Source organism: Ruegeria sp. AD6 (genome assembly GCF_056542325.1).
The window spans coordinates 46,903-67,970 of sequence record NZ_JBQFZQ010000005.1; the positions used below are offsets into that span (position 1 = coordinate 46,903).

21 protein-coding genes and 1 pseudogene are annotated in these 21,068 nt (G+C 60.2%); 11 read left to right on the forward strand and 11 right to left on the reverse strand.

The annotated features are described in order from the left end of the window. Positions 1–6 precede the first annotated feature (6 nt). On the reverse strand, positions 7–1,806 hold the full coding sequence (gene lepA, locus ACR0KJ_RS11915) for a translation elongation factor 4 (RefSeq protein ID WP_480626779.1): 1,800 nt from the start codon (positions 1,804–1,806) through the stop codon (positions 7–9). A gap of 88 nt (positions 1,807–1,894) precedes the next feature. Here lepA and ACR0KJ_RS11920 point away from each other — a divergent pair, with 88 nt between their 5' ends. From ACR0KJ_RS11920 to ACR0KJ_RS11935, 4 genes are all read left to right on the forward strand, one after another. Continuing rightward, positions 1,895–2,650 carry a hypothetical protein gene (locus ACR0KJ_RS11920; RefSeq protein WP_170623674.1) on the forward strand — a complete coding sequence of 252 codons (756 nt, stop codon included), beginning with the start codon at positions 1,895–1,897 and terminating at the stop codon, positions 2,648–2,650. A gap of 89 nt (positions 2,651–2,739) precedes the next feature. Then, a complete protein-coding gene (locus ACR0KJ_RS11925; protein ID WP_170454117.1) occupies positions 2,740–3,033 on the forward strand; it encodes a hypothetical protein in 294 nt (97 codons plus the stop codon). Positions 3,034–3,197: 164 nt separating this feature from the next. Continuing rightward, a complete protein-coding gene (locus ACR0KJ_RS11930; protein ID WP_170454119.1) occupies positions 3,198–3,506 on the forward strand; it encodes a hypothetical protein in 309 nt (102 codons plus the stop codon). Between the two features lie 64 nt (positions 3,507–3,570). Next, on the forward strand, positions 3,571–4,524 hold the full coding sequence (locus ACR0KJ_RS11935) for a LysR family transcriptional regulator (protein WP_170454121.1): 954 nt from the start codon (positions 3,571–3,573) through the stop codon (positions 4,522–4,524). On the opposite strand, the pseudogene ACR0KJ_RS11940 reads toward ACR0KJ_RS11935, so the two are convergent. After that, a pseudogene (locus ACR0KJ_RS11940) lies at positions 4,521–4,964 on the reverse strand (low molecular weight protein-tyrosine-phosphatase). The gene ACR0KJ_RS11935 and the pseudogene ACR0KJ_RS11940 sit on opposite strands and share 4 nt — an antisense overlap. A 28-nt stretch (positions 4,965–4,992) precedes the next feature. Here ACR0KJ_RS11940 and ACR0KJ_RS11945 point away from each other — a divergent pair. Beyond that, positions 4,993–5,685 (forward strand): NAD-dependent deacylase, encoded by a 693-nt coding sequence (locus tag ACR0KJ_RS11945; RefSeq protein ID WP_480626780.1) that lies wholly within the window; start codon positions 4,993–4,995, stop codon positions 5,683–5,685. 45 nt (positions 5,686–5,730) lie between these two features. Then, positions 5,731–6,339 (forward strand): DUF308 domain-containing protein, encoded by a 609-nt coding sequence (locus ACR0KJ_RS11950; protein WP_170623676.1) that lies wholly within the window; start codon positions 5,731–5,733, stop codon positions 6,337–6,339. Between the two features lie 102 nt (positions 6,340–6,441). On the opposite strand, the gene ACR0KJ_RS11955 is transcribed toward ACR0KJ_RS11950, so the two are convergent. The 5 genes from ACR0KJ_RS11955 to meaB form a co-directional block, all read right to left on the reverse strand. Continuing rightward, the gene (locus ACR0KJ_RS11955) at positions 6,442–6,933 is read right to left on the reverse strand and encodes a copper chaperone PCu(A)C (protein ID WP_480626781.1); all 492 of its coding nucleotides are present in this window, start codon (positions 6,931–6,933) and stop codon (positions 6,442–6,444) included. 43 nt (positions 6,934–6,976) lie between these two features. Next, positions 6,977–7,327: a hypothetical protein gene (locus tag ACR0KJ_RS11960; RefSeq protein ID WP_170454131.1), complete on the reverse strand. Its 351-nt coding sequence runs from the start codon at positions 7,325–7,327 to the stop codon at positions 6,977–6,979. A gap of 406 nt (positions 7,328–7,733) precedes the next feature. Next, positions 7,734–8,021: a 50S ribosomal protein L28 gene (gene rpmB, locus ACR0KJ_RS11965; RefSeq protein WP_170454133.1), complete on the reverse strand. Its 288-nt coding sequence runs from the start codon at positions 8,019–8,021 to the stop codon at positions 7,734–7,736. Positions 8,022–8,212: 191 nt separating this feature from the next. Further along, positions 8,213–9,346 (reverse strand): Hint domain-containing protein, encoded by a 1,134-nt coding sequence (locus ACR0KJ_RS11970; protein WP_170454135.1) that lies wholly within the window; start codon positions 9,344–9,346, stop codon positions 8,213–8,215. A gap of 155 nt (positions 9,347–9,501) precedes the next feature. Next, positions 9,502–10,479: a methylmalonyl Co-A mutase-associated GTPase MeaB gene (meaB, locus tag ACR0KJ_RS11975; protein ID WP_480626782.1), complete on the reverse strand. Its 978-nt coding sequence runs from the start codon at positions 10,477–10,479 to the stop codon at positions 9,502–9,504. 123 nt (positions 10,480–10,602) lie between these two features. Between meaB and hrpB the strand changes: the two genes are divergently transcribed. The 3 genes from hrpB to ACR0KJ_RS11990 all read left to right on the forward strand — a co-directional run bounded on the left by hrpB (position 10,603) and on the right by ACR0KJ_RS11990 (position 15,247). Next, a complete protein-coding gene (gene hrpB, locus ACR0KJ_RS11980) occupies positions 10,603–13,065 on the forward strand; it encodes an ATP-dependent helicase HrpB (protein ID WP_480626783.1) in 2,463 nt (820 codons plus the stop codon). Between the two features lie 154 nt (positions 13,066–13,219). Next, entirely contained in the window at positions 13,220–13,696 is a 477-nt protein-coding gene (locus ACR0KJ_RS11985; RefSeq protein ID WP_170454141.1) for an NUDIX hydrolase, read from the forward strand. A gap of 72 nt (positions 13,697–13,768) precedes the next feature. Further along, entirely contained in the window at positions 13,769–15,247 is a 1,479-nt protein-coding gene (locus tag ACR0KJ_RS11990) for an inorganic phosphate transporter (protein ID WP_480626784.1), read from the forward strand. 11 nt (positions 15,248–15,258) lie between these two features. Here the strand turns inward: ACR0KJ_RS11990 and ACR0KJ_RS11995 are convergent, their stop codons facing one another. Then, positions 15,259–16,233 carry a 2-dehydropantoate 2-reductase gene (locus tag ACR0KJ_RS11995; protein WP_480626785.1) on the reverse strand — a complete coding sequence of 325 codons (975 nt, stop codon included), beginning with the start codon at positions 16,231–16,233 and terminating at the stop codon, positions 15,259–15,261. 68 nt (positions 16,234–16,301) lie between these two features. Further along, the gene (locus ACR0KJ_RS12000) at positions 16,302–17,270 is read right to left on the reverse strand and encodes a pirin family protein (protein WP_170520661.1); all 969 of its coding nucleotides are present in this window, start codon (positions 17,268–17,270) and stop codon (positions 16,302–16,304) included. 285 nt (positions 17,271–17,555) lie between these two features. On the opposite strand from ACR0KJ_RS12000, the gene ACR0KJ_RS12005 reads away from it, so the two are divergent. Together ACR0KJ_RS12005 and ACR0KJ_RS12010 are read left to right on the forward strand one after the other, a co-directional pair. Beyond that, complete coding sequence (locus ACR0KJ_RS12005) at positions 17,556–18,044, forward strand: twin-arginine translocation pathway signal (protein WP_480626786.1); 489 nt, start codon at positions 17,556–17,558, stop codon at positions 18,042–18,044. 15 nt (positions 18,045–18,059) lie between these two features. Beyond that, positions 18,060–18,647, forward strand: a complete 588-nt coding sequence (locus tag ACR0KJ_RS12010) for a ferric reductase-like transmembrane domain-containing protein (protein ID WP_480626787.1) — start codon at positions 18,060–18,062, stop codon at positions 18,645–18,647. Here the strand turns inward: ACR0KJ_RS12010 and argF are convergent. Then, positions 18,644–19,570 (reverse strand): ornithine carbamoyltransferase, encoded by a 927-nt coding sequence (gene argF / locus ACR0KJ_RS12015; protein WP_170454153.1) that lies wholly within the window; start codon positions 19,568–19,570, stop codon positions 18,644–18,646. The two genes, ACR0KJ_RS12010 and argF, sit on opposite strands and share 4 nt — an antisense overlap. Before the next feature lie 75 nt (positions 19,571–19,645). Continuing rightward, complete coding sequence (locus ACR0KJ_RS12020) at positions 19,646–20,833, reverse strand: aspartate aminotransferase family protein (RefSeq protein WP_170520653.1); 1,188 nt, start codon at positions 20,831–20,833, stop codon at positions 19,646–19,648. Positions 20,834–21,068 lie beyond the last annotated feature (235 nt).

Sequence of the window (21,068 nt, forward strand, 5' to 3'; positions counted from 1 at the left end):
CAGCTTTTAGCTGTCCATTTTGAGTGCAGAAATAAACGCCTCTTGTGGGATATCCACCTTCCCGAACTGGCGCATCTTCTTCTTACCCGCCTTCTGCTTGTCCAGCAGTTTCCGTTTCCGTGTGGCGTCGCCTCCGTAGCATTTGGCGGTCACGTCCTTGCGCAGGGCCGAGAGGGTTTCGCGCGCGATGACCTTGCCTCCGATGGCGGCCTGGATCGGGATTTTGAACATGTGGCGCGGGATCAGGTCTTTCAGCTTTTCGCACATCGCCCGGCCCCGCATCTCGGCCCGGTCGCGGTGAACCATGGTCGACAGCGCGTCGACCGGTTCGTCATTCACCAGCACCGACATCTTGACCAGATTATCCTCGGTATAGCCGGTCATCTGGTAGTCAAAGCTGGCGTAACCCTTTGTTACGGATTTCAGGCGATCATAGAAGTCGAACACAACTTCGTTGAGGGGAAGGTCATAGACAACCATCGCGCGTGAACCCGCATAGGTCAGGTCCAACTGGATGCCACGCCGGTCCTGGCACAGTTTCAGCACGTCGCCCAGATATTCATCCGGCACAAGGATGGTCGCCTTGATGCGCGGTTCTTCAAGGTGATCGACCTTGGAAAGGTCCGGCATGTCGGCGGGGTTGTGCAGCTCGATCATCTCACCGTCTTTCATGTAGACGTGATAGATCACCGACGGCGCGGTGGTGATGAGCTCGATATTATATTCGCGTTCGATGCGGTCGCGGATGACCTCAAGGTGCAGAAGGCCCAGGAAACCGCAGCGGAAGCCAAAGCCCAGCGCGGCCGAGGTTTCCATTTCGTACGAGAACGAGGCGTCGTTCAGCGCCAGTTTCTCAATCGCGTCGCGCAGATCTTCGAATTCGGCGCTGTCCACGGGGAAGAGGCCGCAGAACACCACCGGCTGCGCGGGTTTGAAGCCGTCCAGCGCGTCTTCGGCACCGTTGCGATCATTGGTGATCGTGTCGCCGACACGGGTGTCGCGGACCTGTTTGATGGATGCCGTCAGAAACCCGATCTCACCGGGGCCTAAGGACTCAACCATCTCCATCTCTGGCCGGAACACGCCGACGCGGTCGACGTGATGCAGGGTGCCGTTCGACATGAACTTGACCCGCATCCCCTTTTTCAGCGTGCCGTCCATAATGCGGACCAGAACAATGACGCCAAGATAGGCGTCGTACCACGAATCCACCAGCATCGCCTTGAGCGGCGCGTCCACGGTGCCCTGCGGCGCGGGCAGTTGGGTGACGATGGCCTCAAGCGTCTCGTGGATGCCCTGCCCCGTCTTGGCGCTGACCTGAATGGCGTCGGTCGCGTCGATGCCGATCACATCCTCGATCTGTTCCGCCACGCGGTCACAGTCAGAGGCAGGCAGGTCGATCTTGTTCAGCACCGGCACGATCTCATGGTCCGCGTCGATGGCCTGATACACATTCGCCAGCGTCTGCGCCTCGACCCCTTGGGTCGAGTCCACGACCAGCAGCGACCCCTCGACCGCACGCATGGACCGGCTGACCTCATAGGCAAAGTCCACGTGGCCGGGGGTGTCGATCAGGTTCAGCACGTATGCCTCGCCATTATCGGCGGTATAGTCGATGCGAACCGTGTTGGCCTTGATGGTGATGCCGCGCTCGCGCTCGATATCCATGCTGTCGAGCAACTGCTCCTTCATGTCGCGATCCTTGACCGTCCCGGTCTCTTGGATGAGCCGGTCAGCAAGGGTGGATTTGCCATGGTCGATATGCGCGACGATGGAGAAATTGCGGATATGAGCGAGGTCTGTCATGGGTTGGGGATATGTAGAGGAATCGTGGGTTGGTCAAGGCGTCATGTTAGCCGAAACCTAGCAAGCTATCCGGAAAAATGGGGGGCCAATGATTGCATTTGATGACCTAGTTTTTCAGCAAGCAAGGACTGTCGCGAGCAGAGAGAGTTTGCGAGCGCTGGGTCTGTTCAGCGCACCAACCGGCTCGGATGCTTTTGGTGAAAACGAACTCGATACTTGGCTACTCGTTGTACTGCGTTCGCTGATCAATTGTGTCGCGGGGGATGAAGATTCTGCGCTCTTCGCTCTGGATCACATGAGACGACATAGAAAGGCTACTAAGCGTGCGCCAGATAAAGAGGCAATTGTTGATCTGAAATCCATAGCCTCAGTAGCTGAAGAAGTTTTATTGGGCATTTGTGCGCCGGGCTTCAGCGTCAATACCGATCAAGATGACTCGGTCGTCGCACTCGCTGACGGAATTTCGTCGGTGTTACCCGGCTCAATAGGTTGGAAATCTCTTCGCTATAGTAACAACGAACTTATCCAGTTTGTGCCTCCAGCGGATCTCGATTTTAGGATTCCACTCTGGGCCAACGATGACGCAACAGCAGAAGAGCCAGATCAATGGATACTCTCCAACCAACCTCAAACCGCACCGCTACTAAGCTATTGGAGCTACGATGAGAAAATATGGGCCTTTTGGCAAACTTGGTATCGAGGATTTGTAGATGGCTCGCCAGTTGATGTGGCACTCCAACGCCGGATAGCTCAGATTCACGATACAATTTGGAAAACGGGCCCAAAGCGGTTGCAGACGAAATCGAACGCATTCAGGCTCAGCTCCGGGTCGAGAGCGCACTAGAAAGTCTCAAGGGCAGCTTCAAAGTTCAGACCTCTGCACGCCATGGCATAGGAGGGAACAACCCTCCTGAGAGCATTCAAGACAAGCATTTGTCTAGTGCTGTCACACTGATTTGGGATGCGGAGAAAAAACTCTCGAAGGCTTTGGAGCAGGAAAATCCTGCTCGCGAGTGGATCGAAGCCATTCTGGATAAACTAAAATCCGGGTTGACTAGTCTTCTCAAATGGTGCGCGAGGAAGGTCAATTTGGCTGTTGGCACCGCAATCGTGGTTGGAACCACCAAAGGCGCAACGGTCGTTGTGGATGCCTACATTGCAAAACATCCAGAGAAACTCGAAGCCTTGATTGAAGCCATCGAACGGTGGCTACCATTCCTATCCTAACGGGTGCCGGGCTGAAGCCCGGCCTACGGGGTGAGGTGTCTTCGGCTCGTGCAATCACTTTTTCGATCCACCCAATTGATCCGCTCCCCACTTTGATTCATACTCCGCCGCAGACCGAGAGGGGCACAAGACCCGTCCGGGCAGGCAAAAAACGAGGCTCGAGTATGAAACAGTTCCTCTTAATCGCATTTTGTGCGACGTCGCTGACGGCGGTTGCTCCGACTGTGGATGCATCGCAGATCAAACGGGCATGTCTGGCGTCAGATCGTCAGGCGGCGACGCGGGATCGGTGCAGTTGCATTCAACGCGTGGCGGATCAGGCGTTGACGCGCAGCGATCAGAAAACCGTCTCGAAATGGTTCGAAGACCCCCATCAGGCGCAGGAATTGAAGATGTCGCGCACGGCGCGCGATGATGCGTTGTGGGATCGGTATCAGAACTTCGGCCAAATGGCGCAGGCAATCTGCAGCTAAGCGCTTCCCCTTCTTGACCTGACGCCCGCTGCCCCTCAGAAAAGGCGCAGCGAAAGGACGTTGCATGGTAATGAAAGGGTTGACCCTGCGCGGTCTCGAAGTGTTCGAGGCGTTGGCGCGGACGGGATCGGTGGCGCAAGCGGCCGAGATCACGGGGCTCAGCCAGCCTTCGGTCAGCCAGCAGTTGCGCAATCTGGAAAAGGCTCTGGGCACCGATCTGGTGGATCACGGGCGGCGGCCCATGCGCTTGACGCAGGCCGGGCGCAGCTTCCTGTCGCGGGCCGAAGCGGTTCTGGCCGAGCTGCAAATGGCGCAAAGCGAACTGACCGTGATGGATTTGGGGCATCTGACCACGCTATCCATCGGGTTGATCGACGATTTCGACAATGACCTGACACCACGGCTGGCCACCTTGCTGGCCGACAGCCTGACCCGGTCGAAATTCAAGCTGATCACCCTGCCCAGTCTGGACCTGTTTGCCGAGCTGGACGCGCAGCGACTGCATCTGGCGGTCTCGGCCCATAGCGGCGAAGTGCTGGAAGGTGTGGTCGAATACCCCCTGGTTCAGGATCCGTTCATTCTGGTGGCCCCTAACGGCGCAGGCTCAGCGGATGCCGTTGTGCAGGAGCTGCCATTCCTGCGCTATGCGCGCGAGCAACTGATCAGCCGCCAGATCGAAAGCCATGTGGCCCGACAGCAGATGGAGTTCGAGGAACGGTTCGAGATCGGCTCGCATCTGGCGCTGATGGCCATGGTCGCGCGGGGGTTGGGCTGGGCGATCACGACACCGCTGGGCTATATGCGCGCAACGCGGTTCCATGATGATCTGCAGGCCCACCCCTGCCCGTTTGGCGCGTTTTCCCGAACAATCTCGCTGTTCACGCGGACAGACTGGTCCGATCAGGTTCCGCAAGAGGTCGCCGGGATGATGCGGCGTCTGATGCAAAGCCAGATCATCGATCCCGCCATGGCGAAACTGCCGTGGTTGAGCGGTCAGTTGAAGGTGATGGACGGCTAATCGCCCAAATGGTCCACAAGGCCGTCAACCGCGACCTCGATCAAATCCAAAACCCCGTCGAAATCCCGCGTGTAGTAAGGGTCAGGCACGTGATCCGCCCCTGTCTGCGGTGCAAAATCTGTCAGCAGCCGCACAGGGGTCTAATTGCCTAATGGACGCAGGGCTTCGATATCGGCGATGTTGTTCGCGTCCATCCCTACGATCAGATCGAACCGGTCAAAATCTTCAGCCACGAACTGGCGCGCGCGCAGATCGCTCAGATCGATGTTGCGCGTGCGGGCAGTCTCTTGCATCGGGCCGTACGGCGGGCTGCCGATATGCCAGCCCGAGGTTCCGGCACTGTCGGACATGTATTGAGGGGCACGGGCGCGAAACACGCCTTCGGCCGCAGGGGACCGGCAGATATTGCCCAGACAGACAAAGAGGATACGGTGTGTCATAACTCATCTCTTAACGCGCCGAGGACATATGGAAAAGATCGTCATTCTGACCGGGGCCGGAATTTCCGCCGAAAGCGGGCTCAGCACGTTTCGCGACGAAGATGGGCTGTGGGCGCAGCACCGGATTGAAGATGTCGCAACGCCAGAGGCCTTTGCCCGCAATCCGGCCCTGGTTCAAGGGTTCTACAACGCTCGCCGCGTCCAGGCCGCGCAGGTGCAGCCCAATGCAGCCCATCACGCTCTGGCCCGGCTACAGCGGGACTGGCCCGGCGAGGTCGTGATCGTGACGCAGAACGTCGACAGCCTGCACGAGGCCGGAGGGGCCGAGGGCGTCATCCACATGCACGGCCTTTTGGCTGGCGCGCTGTGCGCCTCTTGCGGACATCGCTGGACCGCGCCGCCCGAGATGGCCGTGGCCGAGCCCTGCCCGGCCTGCAACGCCCCTGCCGCGCGGCCCGATGTGGTCTGGTTCGGTGAGATGCCCTATCACATGGATGACATCTTCGGCCATCTGGCGACAGCCTCGATCTTTGCCGCAATCGGAACATCCGGCCAAGTCTATCCCGCCGCTGCTTTTGCGAGCGAGGCACAGGCATTCGGGGCGCAAACGATCGAGATCAATCTTGAACCCACAGACAACAGCTTTGATGACAGGCTGGTCGGCAAGGCAACCGAAACTGTGCCGTTATGGGTTGATCGGCTGTTACAGGCCAAGACATAACAAACCATCTATAAGCGGACCACATAACCAAAGCGAGACCATGTCATGACAGACCAAGATCCCCGAACCGGTGAAATCATGGACGAAGGCAGCATGGCGGACCGCGACATGCTGAGCGCGCAATTGGCCAGCCTGTGGTGGACCTTTCTGCTGCGCGGGGTGCTGGCCGGGGCTGTGGGCATCGCCGCCCTGTTCTGGCCCTCGGGCAGTATCGCCTTGTTGCTGAGGCTGGTGGGGGCGTTGCTGATCCTGGATGGCGCGTTGACATTGTTCGGTGTTGGGCGTCGGGGGCTGCTGGGCGGGGCCGCCATTGGCGGTGTTCTGATCGGTCTGATCCTGATGATCTGGCCCGAAGGCACCGTCAAACTGGCGTTTTTCCTGTTGGGGGCTTGGGCGCTTATCATCGGCATCGGTTCATTGGCGGCAGCCGGTCAGATGCACGAACGCGACCCACAGCGCGGCTCGATGCGCGGGTCGGGGTTTGCTGCACTGATTGTCGGGTTGGTGTTGATGATCTGGCCCGCCATTGCGCTCGTGGCGCTGGGATGGGCCATCGCGTTCTCGGCCCTGGCCATTTCAGCCGTCATGGTCTGGCTGGCGATACGTTTTCGCAATGCCAAAAGTCGCGTGGGACTAAAGACGGTGAACCGCTGAACACATACTCACCGACACCGGCCAAAAACGACAACAGGCCGGGCATCGCCCGGCCTGTCGCATGGATGACGGCCGCAGAGCGGCCCGAAGACAGGCGAAGTCTTAGTTCGACTCCGATCCGTGCTCGTGCTTATGTTCGTGGCCGTGCTTATCCTGCCGCTCCAGATCGACCGGAACCTCGATCACAATCTCGCCCGCTTGTTCGAAAACCAGCGTGACCGGAACCGTCGCGCCCTGTTCGAACGGCTCTTTCAGACCCATGAACATGACGTGGTCACCACCACGTTTCAGCATGTGCGTTTCACCCGCCGGGATGACAAAGCCCTCCTCGACATGGATCATCTGGGCGACCCCGTCATCGTTGATCTTGTGCGTATGCAGTTCGACCCGGGCCGATACATCCGAAGTGACACTGAGCAGACGATCATCCGTGTCGCCGGTGTTCTTGATCATCATGAACGCCGCCCCCGCCTTGGCGGCCTTGCCTGCAGACCGGGCGTAGGCGTCGTCGACAACAATTGTGCCCTCGGCAAGGGCAGGACCAGCCAGAATGGCGGTTGCAAGGGCAGCAAACAGAGTGGTTTTGAGGGACATCTTACGTCTCCTTTTTCTCGCGATTTGAGTTTTTTGGAAAAAGTCAGACGATCGAAGGAGGCGCGCGCGCCGGTGTTTGCGGAACAGGCGGTGCAATCAGGCTTTCTGAGGCCCGCAAAAGGGGCGGCATTTCGGGCAACGGGGCTTGGGGCAATGACGGTTGCGCAATCGCAACCGCCCCCAGCAGCGTCAGCGCATAGTCGGGACAATAGTGCGGGGGGGCCGTCGGTTGCCCGTTCTCGTCCATGTAAACGACAACCGGCCCGTTTCCGGTGCACAGCACCATCTGACCCACAGCCTTGTCCACGCCGCGCGAGACGGCGACACCCTGCCCGGTCAGAACCACAAACAGGGAAAGTACAATGGGGAACAGGCTATGAACAGCAGATCTCATCCTGATCCGCATATAATTCACAGAACGAAAACGCTTCAAGCGCCAAAGGGTCGCGCTTGAAGCGGATTTTAGTAGTCCAGCCCGGGCCGTTTGACGGTGCCCTTGGTCAGGCTGGTGTGGGAATGATTCACCCGGCGTTGCATACGGGTACAAGCCAAGTATGCCTTTTTGAAAACACTGGTAAGCAACAGAAAAATATAGAAACTTTTAAATGACATCGGACGGCCCCCGCCAGAAGAATACATCAACGGTACGTCGCGCCCGCCTGACTGTATGTGAACTAGTTCACGGTTTGGTGATTTTATTTCCAAATCGTCAACAATAGCACCACGCCAGAGCACCCCTAACACAGAAAAACCCCGCACCAGACTGGTACGGGGTCAAGAATGCTTGGCAGTGGAAGCAATCAGGCCGAGGCTTGTGCCTTGGCGATTTCCTTCTTCACTTTCAGCGCGTTCGCCGACAGATCTTCGTCCTTGGCTTTGGCCAGGAACGCGTCCAGACCACCGCGGTGGTCAACCGAACGCAGAGCAGCAGCCGAGATGCGCAGCTTGACGCCACGGCCCAGAGCTTCGGACTGCAGGGTGACGTCGTTCAGGTTCGGCAGGAAACGACGCTTGGTTTTGTTGTTGGCGTGGCTGACATTGTTGCCAGTCATCGGGCCTTTTCCGGTCAGTTCGCAACGGCGCGACATGGTTTCTTCCTTTGTTTCTGGAGGCCGGGCAAAATGCCTGCGGCCAAATCACAAGGGGCGCAACCCGAAGTCGCGCCCGAAAACTGGTTGGATGCGTGTAGTGGGAATCGCAGGAAGGGTCAAGACAGCCAGCACGAATTCTTTGCACTATGTCGGCAGGCATTGCCCGGCCCCAAGAACCTGTATCGGGATCAAGGGCGCTGCAACAGGGGTTTGTTGTTTTTCAGATGCCGTGCCACCAGTTTCATCTGATGCCGCCCCTTGGGCACAAAGCGCGCCAGATCCGACTGGTGGTTTATGTCCGCCAGTTCCGGGAATATCCCGAAAATCTCGGCCCGCGCGTCGCGGCTGAGGGATTTCAGCGCCTCGGGGCCGGTGAAAAGGCTTTCGGTCGGTGCGCCTTCGGCTTCGATGATTTCATGCCGGTCGAAGAGAAGGTGAAAATACTCAACCTCCTGCACCTCTTGGTCCACAAAAATACCGGGCAGCGCAGTCAGTTTGATCGCGGGGATCAAAACCTCGGCCGCGCCAAACATCCGTTGGGCGATCTCGGACTGCACCAGCATCCTGTGTTGCCGCGACACCAAAAGGTCCCGGTCCGGCACCCCTTGCCCCAAGGCACCGGCCAATATCCGAACCGGACGCAGCTTGGGGTCACGCTCCATCGCCGCCAGGTCGAACCGCCTTCTGCCCGCCCAGCGGATAGCCTGCAGCCCATTGCCAATGGTGAGAACCATGTCACCGGTCGCTAGGGTTTGAATAGGGCGGTTCCCCTGATCCGTCCGGATCAGGGTATCGCGTGTGAAACAAGGGAAGCCGGCCCCGTTTTCGAACGCCGAATATGTGACAGTCGTGCCCGATGGCAGCGTAAACGATCCGCTGGACAGGGAATAACTGGTCCCTGCCACAACCGTGATCGTCCCGAATGTGCTGTCATTGATCACCGTACCTTCCGGCAGGTTCAGCGTATCGGTGCCCCCGCCGCCATCAATCGAACCCGATACGGTTGAACTTTGAAAGTCCAGCGTGTCGTTGCCATTGCCCAGATTGATGTTCGAGATGTCCGATCCGCGCACAATGACGGTATCGGCCCCGCCTCCGCCGCCCACGGTTCCCACGGTACTGCCGGTGACTGTGATATCGTCATCACCGCCCCCACCGCCTACGATGCCAACAACCGTGCTGTTGGTGACCGTTATCTCGTCATCACCGCGTCGGCCGCGAACGTTGTCAATCGGCGTTCCCTGCGGCGTGCCGTTCAACGTCCCGTTGTCATCGGTGACGTCGATTATGTCATTGCCATTGGTGCCGCGAATATTGGGCATGGTCGGCAGTTCCCGTCTGTCAGCTTAGCACCAGACAAAACCGCCGGGGCCAAGACCGTTTAAAATCAATGTAAAAAGCAACGTATCAACACATTGCGTTCAGACTACACCGACAACCGGTCCCTAGCCAAGCGTTGCGCGCAAGGGCGGCCGGGTCAGTCCGCCGCCAGGGCGGTCAGCATCTGCCGCGCCGCAACCGAGGGGCTGAGCGTGCCTGCGCCGACCTCAGTGCTCAGCCGGTCCATTTCGGCGCGGGCCGAGGGCGTGTCCAGCCGGGCCAGCAGGGCATGCCGAACCTCCTGATCGAACCAGTACCGCGCTTGCGTTGCCCGGCTTGCGGCCCAATACCCCTTGTCGCGTCGCCATTGGCTAAGGGCCTGCATCTCGTCCCAAGCCTGATCCAGCCCATGTTCTTCAACCGCAGAAACGGTCATGGCCTTGGGAAACCCCTCGGGGTCCTGAGGTCGTTTTCGCAGCAGCCGCAGGGCCCCTGCATAATCGGCACAGGTGCGCGTTGCCGTGGCCTTCAGATCGCCATCCGCCTTGTTGACCAGAATGATATCCGCCATTTCCATGATGCCGCGCTTGACGCCCTGCAATTCGTCCCCGCCAGCCGGGGCCAGCAGCAACAGGAACAGATCAGACAGTTCGGAGACCACCGTCTCGGACTGACCGACGCCGACGGTTTCGATCAGCACAACGTCATTCCCTGCGGCCTCGCACAGCGCAATGGCTTCGCGGGTGCGACGCGCGACGCCGCCCAGATGACTTTGACTGGGTGAGGGGCGGATGAACGCGTTTGGCTCGCGGCTCAGGCGTTCCATCCGGGTCTTATCGCCCAGAATCGAGCCACCCGACCGGGCCGAACTGGGATCAACCGCCAGAACCGCGACCCGCAGACCCTGACTGATCAGCATCATGCCGAAGCTTTCGATAAACGTGGATTTGCCGACACCCGGCGTGCCAGACAAACCAATCCGCAACGATTGGCGACCAGATTTGGCGAGGTAGGCCAAAAGCTCGGACGCCTGTGCCCGGTGATCGGCCCGGATGCTTTCGGCCAGAGTAATCGCACGCGCCAAAGCACGGCGTTCGCCCTGCAATATCCTCTCACCCAGTTCAGCAATATCCATGCGTGCGACCCTTTTGGAATTTTGCCCTAAATGAAGGGTCAGAACCCTGTTTGTCCAGAGCACTTATGCGTGGTTCCCGCTGGGCCTTCTGGACCTTGCCACAAGCTTTGGCGATAAGGCGACATGACCCGACTGCCTATCGATGACGCCCTGCCCGAACTGCTCTCGGCCCTGACCGACCATCGCCGCGCGGTGTTGCAGGCTCCGCCGGGCGCGGGGAAAACCACGCGCGTGCCGCTGGCCATGCTGCAGGCCGGACTGTGCGACGGCAGGATCGTGATGCTGGAACCCCGCCGGCTGGCCGCGCGGGCCGCCGCCGAACGGATGGCTGAAACGCTGGGCGAGCGTGCAGGCCAAACCGTCGGTTACCGCGTGCGCGGTGACGCCAAGGTCTCAAAACAGACCCGGATCGAGGTCGTTACCGAAGGCATCCTGACCCGGATGCTGCAATCCGACCCGGACCTGCCCGGGGTCGGAGCCGTGATCTTCGACGAATTCCACGAACGCTCGTTGAATGCCGATCTGGGTCTGGCGCTGTGTCTTGAAGTTGCAGGGGCGCTGCGTGACGATCTGATGTTGGTGGCCATGTCCGCAACACTGGATGCCGAGCCCGTCGGGCAGTTGATGGACGCCCCGTTGGTGACATCCGAAGGGCGCAGCTATCCGGTCGAAACCCGTTGGCTGGATCGGCCATTGGGCACCCAAGCCCGCCGTTTGGATGCGCTTTGCGATCTGGTTGAAACCGCTGTGCACGAGACTCGCTCAATAGGCGGCGGTGTGCTGGTCTTTTTACCTGGCGAAGGGGAAATCCGGCGGGCTGAGGCTGCTCTGACGCGACGCTTGCCGAAGGACTGCGTTCTGAGACCCCTGTTCGGTGCCCTGCCCTTTGCCGCCCAGCGCGCGGCCATTGCTCCGGTTGAAAACGGGCGCAAAATCGTACTGGCCACCTCAATCGCGGAAACATCGCTGACGATTCCCGATATTCGCGTGGTCGTGGACATGGGACAGGCGCGCCGGGCACGGTTCGATCCGGGCTCGGGCATGTCGCGTCTGGTAACCGAGCGGGTCACGCGGGCCGAAACAACCCAACGCATGGGCCGCGCCGGGCGTGTGACCGAAGGCGTCTGCTACCGGCTGTGGTCCAAGGGGGAAGAGGGCGCGCTGGCCGCCTACCCACCTGCCGAAATCGAGTCGGCAGACCTGACGGGATTGGCTTTGGAGCTGTCTCTTTGGGGTGCGGACCCTGGCGATCTGGCCTTTCTGACGCCGCCGCCCGAAGGCGCGTTGACCGAGGCCAGAGCCCTGCTTGGTATGTTGAATGCCATCGACGGCAAAGGACGGATCACCGATCACGGGCGTCATCTGGCGGCTCTGCCTTTGCATCCGCGTCTGGGGCATATGCTGGTAAGCGCCGGGGCTCAGGCCGCGCCGCTTGCTGCCTTGCTGGCCGAGCGGGACCCGCTGCGTGGCGCTCCGGTCGATTTGGCGTTGCGGCTGGATGCAATGAAAGACCTGCGCGCATTTCAAAGGGGGAAGCCCTGGCAGGTGAACGTGAGTGCGCTGGACCGGATCAAGGCCGAGGCAAAACGCCTGCGGGCCGTCGCCCCACCCCAGACCGAAACCCAAAGCCCCGCCGCGATGGCGGCCTTGGCCTATCCCGACAGGATTGGACAGCGACGCAAGGGCGATGCGCCGCGATATGTGTTGTCAGGAGGCAAAGGGGTTATTCTGGAAAACGACGACACACTGGCCGAAGCCCCCTATCTAGTTGCGCTAGACACCGACGGAAACCCGCGCGAGGCACGGGTTCGGATGGCAGTTCAGATCTCGGAACGTGAGATTCGCGATCAATTCGGCGATCAGATCCGTTGGGTCGACAGTTGCGTCTGGTCCAAACGGGATCGTCGCGTCGTCGCCAGACGGCAGGAGCAATTCGGCGCGATCACGCTTGGGGATCGTATCTGGAAGGACGTGCCTGAGGACGCGGTAGCTGAGGCCATGCTGGACGGCGTGCGTGATCTGGGGCTGCGCCTGGACGGAGCCGCCGCGCGCCTTGCCGCGCGGGTGGAACTGGTGCGCGCGGACGGGGTCGATTTGCCCGATTTCTCGGTGGACGGCTTGATGAACGCGCTTGAGGATTGGCTGCTGCCGATGCTCACCGGCGTCCGCTCGGCCGAAGACTGGAAACGGTTTGACCTGTTGCCCGCCCTGCGCGCCCGTCTGGACTGGACGCAAACGCAGGAACTGGACCGGCGCGCGCCGGGTTCATTTGTCACGCCTTTGGGTCGTAAAGTTCCCATTGATTACAGTGGCGCAGCCCCGGAAATTGCGGTGCGCCTTCAGGAGCTTTTTGGGGTTACTCAGCACCCGGTAGTTGGGGGCACACCGTTGAAGATCACCCTGCTGTCTCCGGCACAGCGGCCCATTCAGATCACCCGCGACCTGCCCGGTTTCTGGGCCGGGTCCTACGCGGACGTGCGCAAGGACATGCGCGCGCAATACCCGAAACACCCCTGGCCCGAAGACCCAACGCAGGCCGATCCGACCCTGCGCGCCAAACGCAGGCAGGGTCAGTCGAAAGGCTGAACCAGCCCGATGCACGGCTATACCCCACAAAAAGTCACATATTTCCGCCAAAACAGGCTAAAATTCACCGAAACTTTACGATTTCATTGAAATTACCTGACGTAATTGTTACCTCAGCCGCTCTGAAAGACCGGGGCTTTTTTAGACTGTGCCAATTACACACTGGTTTCGAAACATCTGGGAAGAGGTCGCAAGACCCCTGTTCCTGCGCCCGCGTCGGGTGCAGTTCGCAGCCATGTGCACACGTCAGACCGAAACCGGGATGGAAATTTTGCTGATCACCAGCCGCGACACCGGTCGCTGGGTCATCCCCAAAGGCTGGCCCATCGATGGGCTGGACGGGGCGGAAACGGCTGCGCAGGAAGCGTGGGAAGAGGCTGGTGTCCGGTCCGAGGCGGTCCGGAAAGAGCCGGTCGGTCACTACACCTATGACAAGATCCTCAAAGACGGGTCTGCACAACCGGTTCTGACCACGGTCTACCATGTCACCGTCGCAGAATTGTCCGAGGATTTCCCCGAAGCCGATCAGCGCACCCGCAACTGGGTCTCGCCCGAAACGGCGGCTACGTTGGTTGCCGAGCCGGAATTGCAGTCATTGCTTGCCAAATGTAACGAGATTGCAAAAATTTGATGACAGACACGTTGCCCTGCTGTCCGTAAACCGATAGCGGCCTGTGATCGCATAGATGATCTGATCGAGCCCATGTCGAATACACATTCCAAAGCCCGCTGGCAGTCGCTGGACACTGACCTCCACCGTATTTCGCGCGTCGAGACCGCGAACTCTCATGTCGCGCGCCCGCTGCTGGGACCCGGTCTGGCATTGGCCTTCATGGCATTGGCCGGGCTGACGGCTGCGGTCTTTTTCGGGCGCTTCGACGGGGGCCTGATCGTCGTCGCTGCGGCAGCCTTTGGCGCGTATATGGCGATCAATATCGGCGCAAACGACGTGGCCAACAACATGGGGCCTGCGGTCGGGGCCAACGTACTGACCATGGGCGGTGCAATTGCCATCGCGGCTATCGCCGAAAGCGCTGGCGCGCTGCTGGCAGGGGGCGATGTGGTCTCGACCATATCCAAGGGCATTATCGACCCGATGTCGGTGCAGAACAGCAACGTGTTTATCTGGGCCATGATGGCCGCGCTGATCTCATCTGCGATGTGGGTCAATCTGGCCACATGGGTCGGTGCGCCGGTTTCGACGACCCATTCGGTTGTGGGCGGGGTGATGGGCGCCGGCATCGCCGCCGCAGGGATGAGCGCCGTCAACTGGAGCACCATGAGCGCGATTGCCGCAAGCTGGGTGATCTCTCCGGTTCTGGGCGGATTGATCGCAGCCGCCTTTCTGGCGCTGATCAAAGCCAAAATCCAATATCAGGACGACAAGATCGCCGCCGCCCGCCGCTGGGTACCCATCCTTGTGGCGCTGATGGCCGGTGCGTTCGCCACCTATCTGGCCGTCAAGGGCCTGAAACGGATCGTCAAGATCGAACCGGAGACCGCCCTCCTGATCGGCTTGGCCACGGGAGCGCTGGCCTGGTCGGTCACCGTGCCATGGGTCAAACGAAAATCCGAAGGGCTTGAGAACCGCACGCGGTCGCTGAAAACCCTGTTCGGGCTGCCGCTGGTGATCTCTGCCACGTTTCTGAGCTTTGCGCATGGGGCAAATGACGTGGCCAACGCTGTTGGCCCCTTGGCCGCGATCGTACATGCGGCAGAGTTCGGTGACTTCGCCGCCAAAGTCTCTATCCCGATTTGGGTCATGGTCATCGGCGCGTTCGGGATCTCCTTTGGTCTGTTCCTGTTCGGCCCGAAACTGATCCGGATGGTTGGCAGCCAAATCACCAAGCTGAACCCGATGCGCGCGTTTTGCGTGGCCCTGTCTGCCGCGATCACGGTTATCGTTGCAAGCTGGCTGGGCTTGCCGGTCAGTTCGACCCACATCGCGGTGGGTGCCGTGTTCGGTGTTGGGTTCTACCGCGAATGGCACTCGGACCGACGCTGGAAACAGTCGAACCTGCAACGCCCCAGCGAAAAGCGATTGGCGCGCGAGGAACACCAACGGCGCAAACTGGTGCGGCGGTCGCATTTCATGACCATTGTTGCCGCGTGGGTCGTCACCGTACCGGCAGCGGCGACCATGTCTGCATTGATCTTCTGGGTCCTGACAGCCTTCGCGTGAGGCCAGAGCCGTCAGGGCCGGATTTGATCCGGTGTCAGCCGGGTCGAAGGCTGTTGCAAGATCAGGTCTGAAACGCGCGTGCAAATCGGTGTCGGCACCCCGGTTTTCTGACCCAGACGCATGATCTCACCCTGCAGCGAGTCGATTTCCGTCGGCCGACCCTCCATCAGGTCGTAGGCCATCGAGGTTCGCGCCGCCGGATCGATGGTCAGCATTTTGGACGCGATGCGGGTGAACAGAGGCGTCGGCAGGCGCAGAATGTGCGGCGTCATCCCGGCAGGCAGCGGGGTGGTCGAGGCAACCGGCTGGCCCGCCGCTTTCAGAACGGCCAAAGCCTCGGCCATCTGGTCGGCCATCAGACGCCGCCAGTTGCGATCCGTCAATTGATCCACCAGCGTCAGACCTGACAGCGCATTCAGGGCGTTGTTGAGGTTGATAACCAGTTTGCCCCACTGAACCGCCTCGATCCGGTCGCTTTCCGAGACGGGCAGGTCCGGGCTGCTCAGCCGTGTAGCCAAACCGCCGGGGCCATCTTCGATAACAATGTCGCCCGAGGTTGCCCGGTGATAGGCCCCCGGACCGGTCGGCACCACGTTGAAGGGCACCATCCCGGCGCGAACGTCATAACCGGGCAGGATGTCTTTCAGGACCCGAGCGTTCTCCATCCCGTTTTGCCAGGACAAGACGGGGATGTTTTGTGCAGCGTTGGACGCAATCAATTCGGCCATTTGGGACGTGGCCCCGGATTTCACGGTCACGATGACAAGCTCGGCCTCGCCCAGACAGGCGGGGTCTTCACTCAACACAAGGGCCTCAGCCGACACTGTGCGGTGCAGCCCGGTGAAATCGGTGACTGTCAGACCGTCCTTCCGGATCGGGTTCAGCACGCGCGCGCGCCCCAGCAAAGTGACCTCATGCCCCGAGGCGGCAAGCAAAGCGCCGCAATAGCACCCGATGCTACCAGCGCCCGCGACGACAATTTTCATGGCGATCCCTCCGTTCAGGGAAGGATCACAGCGTTGCGGGGGCAGGACAACCCTGCCGCCGTATGACGTCACGTTCGACGCGCGAGCCTTGGTTTTGTGCGTTCCAGATCCTCGGAAATCGGAATGAACTCCTGATCGTCACCGGGCGGCAGGTGAAAGGCGCCGTTGGCCCAATCAGCCGTCTTCCATTCCCGCGTCGCTGTTTCGATCTTTTCCTTCGAAGAAGAGACGAAATTCCACCAGATATAGCGATCTTCATTCAATGTCGCGCCACCCAGAAGCATCAGCCGCGCGCCCAGAGGCCCCGCCTTGACGGACAGCTTGTCGCCTGGACGGAAAACCATCATGCGCCCGGCTTCGAACGTATCGCCCGCTATTTCAACCGAACCTTCGGTGACATAGACGCCGCGGTCCTCGTGATCGTCGGGCAGAGGGAAGGACGCGCCGGGATCAAGCTGGACATCCAGATAGAAGGTCTCGGACATCATGGTCACCGGGCTTGTTTCGCCGTAGGCCGAGCCAAGGATCAGCCGCGCGGTGACGCCGGTATCTTGAATACAAGGCAGCGCACCCTGTTTGTGATGTTCGAAATCCGGGGCCATATCCTCATGCTGTTCCGGCAGCGCGATCCAGGTCTGAATACCAAACAGGCTGTTTCTTTTGCCGCGCGTTTCGTCGCTTGTGCGCTCGGAATGCGTCACCCCGCGCCCGGCGACCATCCAGTTAACCTCGCCGGGGTAGATCATCTGATGCGTGCCAAGGCTGTCGCGGTGTTCGAACTCGCCCTTATACAGGTAGGTGACAGTGCCCAGACCGATATGCGGATGCGGTCGCACGTCGATGCCGCCTTCGGTGATGAATTCCGCCGGGCCCATCTGGTCGAAGAAGATAAACGGGCCGACAAGCTGTCGCTGAACCGATGGCAGGGCGCGACGCACCTCGAACCCGCCCAGATCGCGCGCACGCGGGATGATCAAAGTATCCAGCGCCGGGTTTTCGGACACGCATTCGGGATTGTGGGTCGGATTCCAACTCATTTCTCTTCTCCCTCAAAAAGCGGCCACTGCACCGCATTGTGTTCATGGGTGCAAATATATACCGCAAAACAAGTAGGGAAAGCGCACGAGCGCACAGTGTCCGTGCAAACCGATGCCGAAGCGGCCGCCTCGGCCCAACCGCTCACACAGGCGTGAGGGGAATCCTGCCGAATACTAAAGGGTAGAAACTCGGAATCCGGCTTGGGTGTGCTATCTTTAGCCATCGATTGCGCCTGGTTGGTTGGATCGTACAAGGTCGCCGCAGGATCGATAGGAGCGTTATTCATGGCCCGTATACTGATGACACGTCGAACCCTTATCGCAACGGGTGCAGCAGCTGCGGTCGGCGTTGCAGCCCTACGCCCAAACCCCGCGCGTGCAGCAGGTCTTGCCCCCACGCCATCGATGCGCGGCGGGTCGAACAATTACCGCCCCGGCGCGCCGATCGTCGAACGGATTGGCGGCGGCGGGTTCTGGATGACCGGAACAGTACGGCGCGCTGGTAACGGGGCACCCCTGCCCGGTCAACGCATCCAGATCTGGGCGCACACCACAGAAGGGCACGAGCGCGATCCGCACAGCCATGGGGCAACCCTGACCGACGCCAATGGTGAATTCCGGCTGGAAATGCCGCAAATCGTGCCCGCCTTTGGCCAGCCACACGGGCATCTGGCCTATGACAGTGGCGACTTCGAAACCGTGTTCCTGCGCCCGGTCATGTCCAGTGCAAGGGACAAAACCCTTGCGGCGCATTTCGTCCTTCAGCCCGTCTGAAGCGTGATCCGCAGCTTGGCAATCTGGGGGGCGCTGACGGCTGCCTTGCTTGTTCCGCTGATTGCAGCGGCGTCCAGCCCGTATCTGCAATGGCGTGACCCCATCTACATTACCGCCGGGTTCGCGGGTGTTCTGAGCATGGGTCTTCTGTTGCTGCAACCACTTCTGGCAGCCAAAGACCTGCCGGGACTATCGCCCGTGACCAGCCGGCGCTTGCATCGTGCGGTTGGAATAATGCTGGTCTTGGCCATCCTGACCCACGTAATCGGGTTATGGATCACAAGCCCGCCGGATGTCGTAGATGCCCTTCTCTTTACATCGCCAACCCCGTTTTCGGCATGGGGCGTGATTGCGATGTGGGCCGCATTTGGGGCCGCAGTTCTGGGCATCTGCCGGGCGCGCCTGAACCTGCGGTTTCGCCTGTGGCGGTTGAGTCATACGGGGCTGGCGATGATTACCATTCTGGGCAGCGTGATCCACGCCATGCTGATCGAAGGCACGATGGAGATCATGACCAAGACCGCTTTATGCGTTCTGGTGGTACTGGCGAGCGCCCGGGCGCTCACCAAATTACGGGTGTGGGATGCCAGACGGCGGGCTTAGACGCCGAGGCACCACCGCATGATCGACTTCTGCGCATGCAGGCGATTTTCAGCCTCGTCAAAAATGACCGAGTTCGGGCCGTCCATCACCTCGGACGTGACCTCTTCTTCCCGGTGCGCGGGCAGGCAGTGCATGAACAACGCGTCGGGCTTGGCGTGCGACATAAGCTCGGCATTGACCTGATAGGGGCGCAGCAGGTTGTGGCGGCGTTCCTTGGCCGATTGGGAATCGTGCATCGACACCCATGTATCGGCAACGATCAGATCCGCGCCTTCTACCGCTTTGTACGGGTCCCGTTCCACCACGATCTTCGAGCCTTTCTGGCGGGCGAACCCCATGAACTCTTGCTCGGGATCGAACTGCGCGGGGCCAGTGAAGGTCAGGTCAAACCCGAACTGACCGGCAGCGTGCAGGAACGAGGCGCAGACATTGTTGCCGTCCCCGGTCCAGACCACCTTTTTGCCTTTGATCGGGCCGCGGTGTTCCTCAAACGTCAACACGTCGGCCATGATCTGGCAGGGATGGGTACGGTCGGTCAGACCGTTTATGACGGGCACATCCGAGTATTCGGCCATTTCCGTCAGGATCGTTTCGTCGAATGTCCGGATCATGATCATATCGACATAGCGCGACAGGACGCGGGCGGTGTCGGCGATGGTTTCGCCATGGCCCAGTTGCATATCCTTGCCCGACAGCACCATGGTCTGCCCGCCCATCTGCCGGACGCCCACATCAAAGGACACACGCGTCCGGGTTGACGGTTTTTCGAAGATCAGGGCGACCATGCGGTCCTTGAGCGGTTGTTCGTCGTCCAGTGCTGCCTTGGGGCGGCCCAGACGGGCCTGTTTCATTGCTGCGGCCTGATCGATCATGGCCCGCAGGTCACCCTGATCGGTCATGTGGATATCAAGGAAATGGTTCATATCGTTTCGCTTTTGGCTGATCGGCAGGTGGGGGCCAGCCCCCACACCCCCAGAGTATTTAGGAAAAGATGAAGATCAGGCAGTGGCAAGTTGGCCTTCGACCTGCGCGGCGGCTTTGTCCAGGCGGATGACAGCCTGCGCGATGTCGTCTTCAGTCAGCGTCAGAGGCGGCAGCAGGCGGATCACGTTATCGGCGGCAGGCACGGTGATAACCTGATTGTCGTAGCCTGCATTCACCACGTCCAGATTTGTCGCCTTGCATTTCAGCCCCAGCATCAGGCCAGAGCCGCGGACCTCTTCAAAAACGTCCGGATGATCGGCGATCAAACCTTCGAGTTTCTGGCGCAGCAGGCCCGCCTTACGGTTAACGCCTTCCAGGAATTCAGGGGTTGCGACGTGATCGATCACCGCGCATCCGACGGCGCAGCCCAGCGGGTTGCCGCCATAGGTCGAGCCGTGGGTGCCTGCGGTCATGCCGCTGGCGGCCTCTTCCGTGGCCAGCACCGCGCCCAACGGGAAGCCGCCACCGATGCCTTTGGCAACCATCATGATATCGGGCGTGATCCCGGCCCATTCATGGGCGAAGAGTTTGCCGGTGCGCCCGACGCCGCATTGGACCTCGTCCAGGATCAGCAGAAGCCCGTGTTCGTCGCAGATCTGACGCAGGGCTTTGAGTTCCGCGTCGGGAACCGGGCGGATACCGCCCTCGCCCTGAACCGGCTCGATCATGATTGCGGCTGTCTTTTCGGTGATCGCATCGGTCACGCCATCCAGATCACCGAAAGTCAGGTGGACAAAGCCCGGCAACAGCGGGCCAAATCCCTTTGTCATCTTCTCGGACCCCGCCGCCGCGATCCCGGCCGAGGAGCGACCGTGGAAAGAGCCATCGAAGGTGATGATCTCGACCCGGTCCGGCTGGCCTTTGTCATAGAAATACTTGCGGGCCATTTTCACGGCCAGTTCGCAGGCCTCGGTCCCGGAATTCGTAAAGAAAACCGTGTCGGCAAAGGTATGCTCGACCAGCTTGTCGGCCAGCGCTTGTTGCTGCGGGATGTGGTAGAGGTTCGAGACATGCCATAGCGCCTCTGCCTGCTCGGTCAGGGCGTTGACCAAAACCGGATGCGCGTGGCCCAGCGCGTTTACCGCGATCCCTGCGCCGAGATCCAGAAAACGTCGGCCATCCGCCTCGGTCAGCCAGGCGCCTTCGCCCTTCACAAAGGTCAGGGGCGCACGGTTATAGGTTGGCAGAACGGACGGGATCATCGGATCATCCTTTTCGGGTAGGTTAAGCCCTGTGGTTGATACACAAGGGCCATGGTCGTCAACTGATTTGGTGGGGTTTGCGCGGATTTACAGCGCGCAATTGGATCAAACGGGCCGGTTACGCTGTGCGGCGTCGGCGTCGGAGGCGCAGGATATGTGCTGTTTTGATCATGGCCGGTCGTATAGCGGGATGTGTCGGATCTGAAAACCCCGAATCTGCGCTGATACCCGAAAG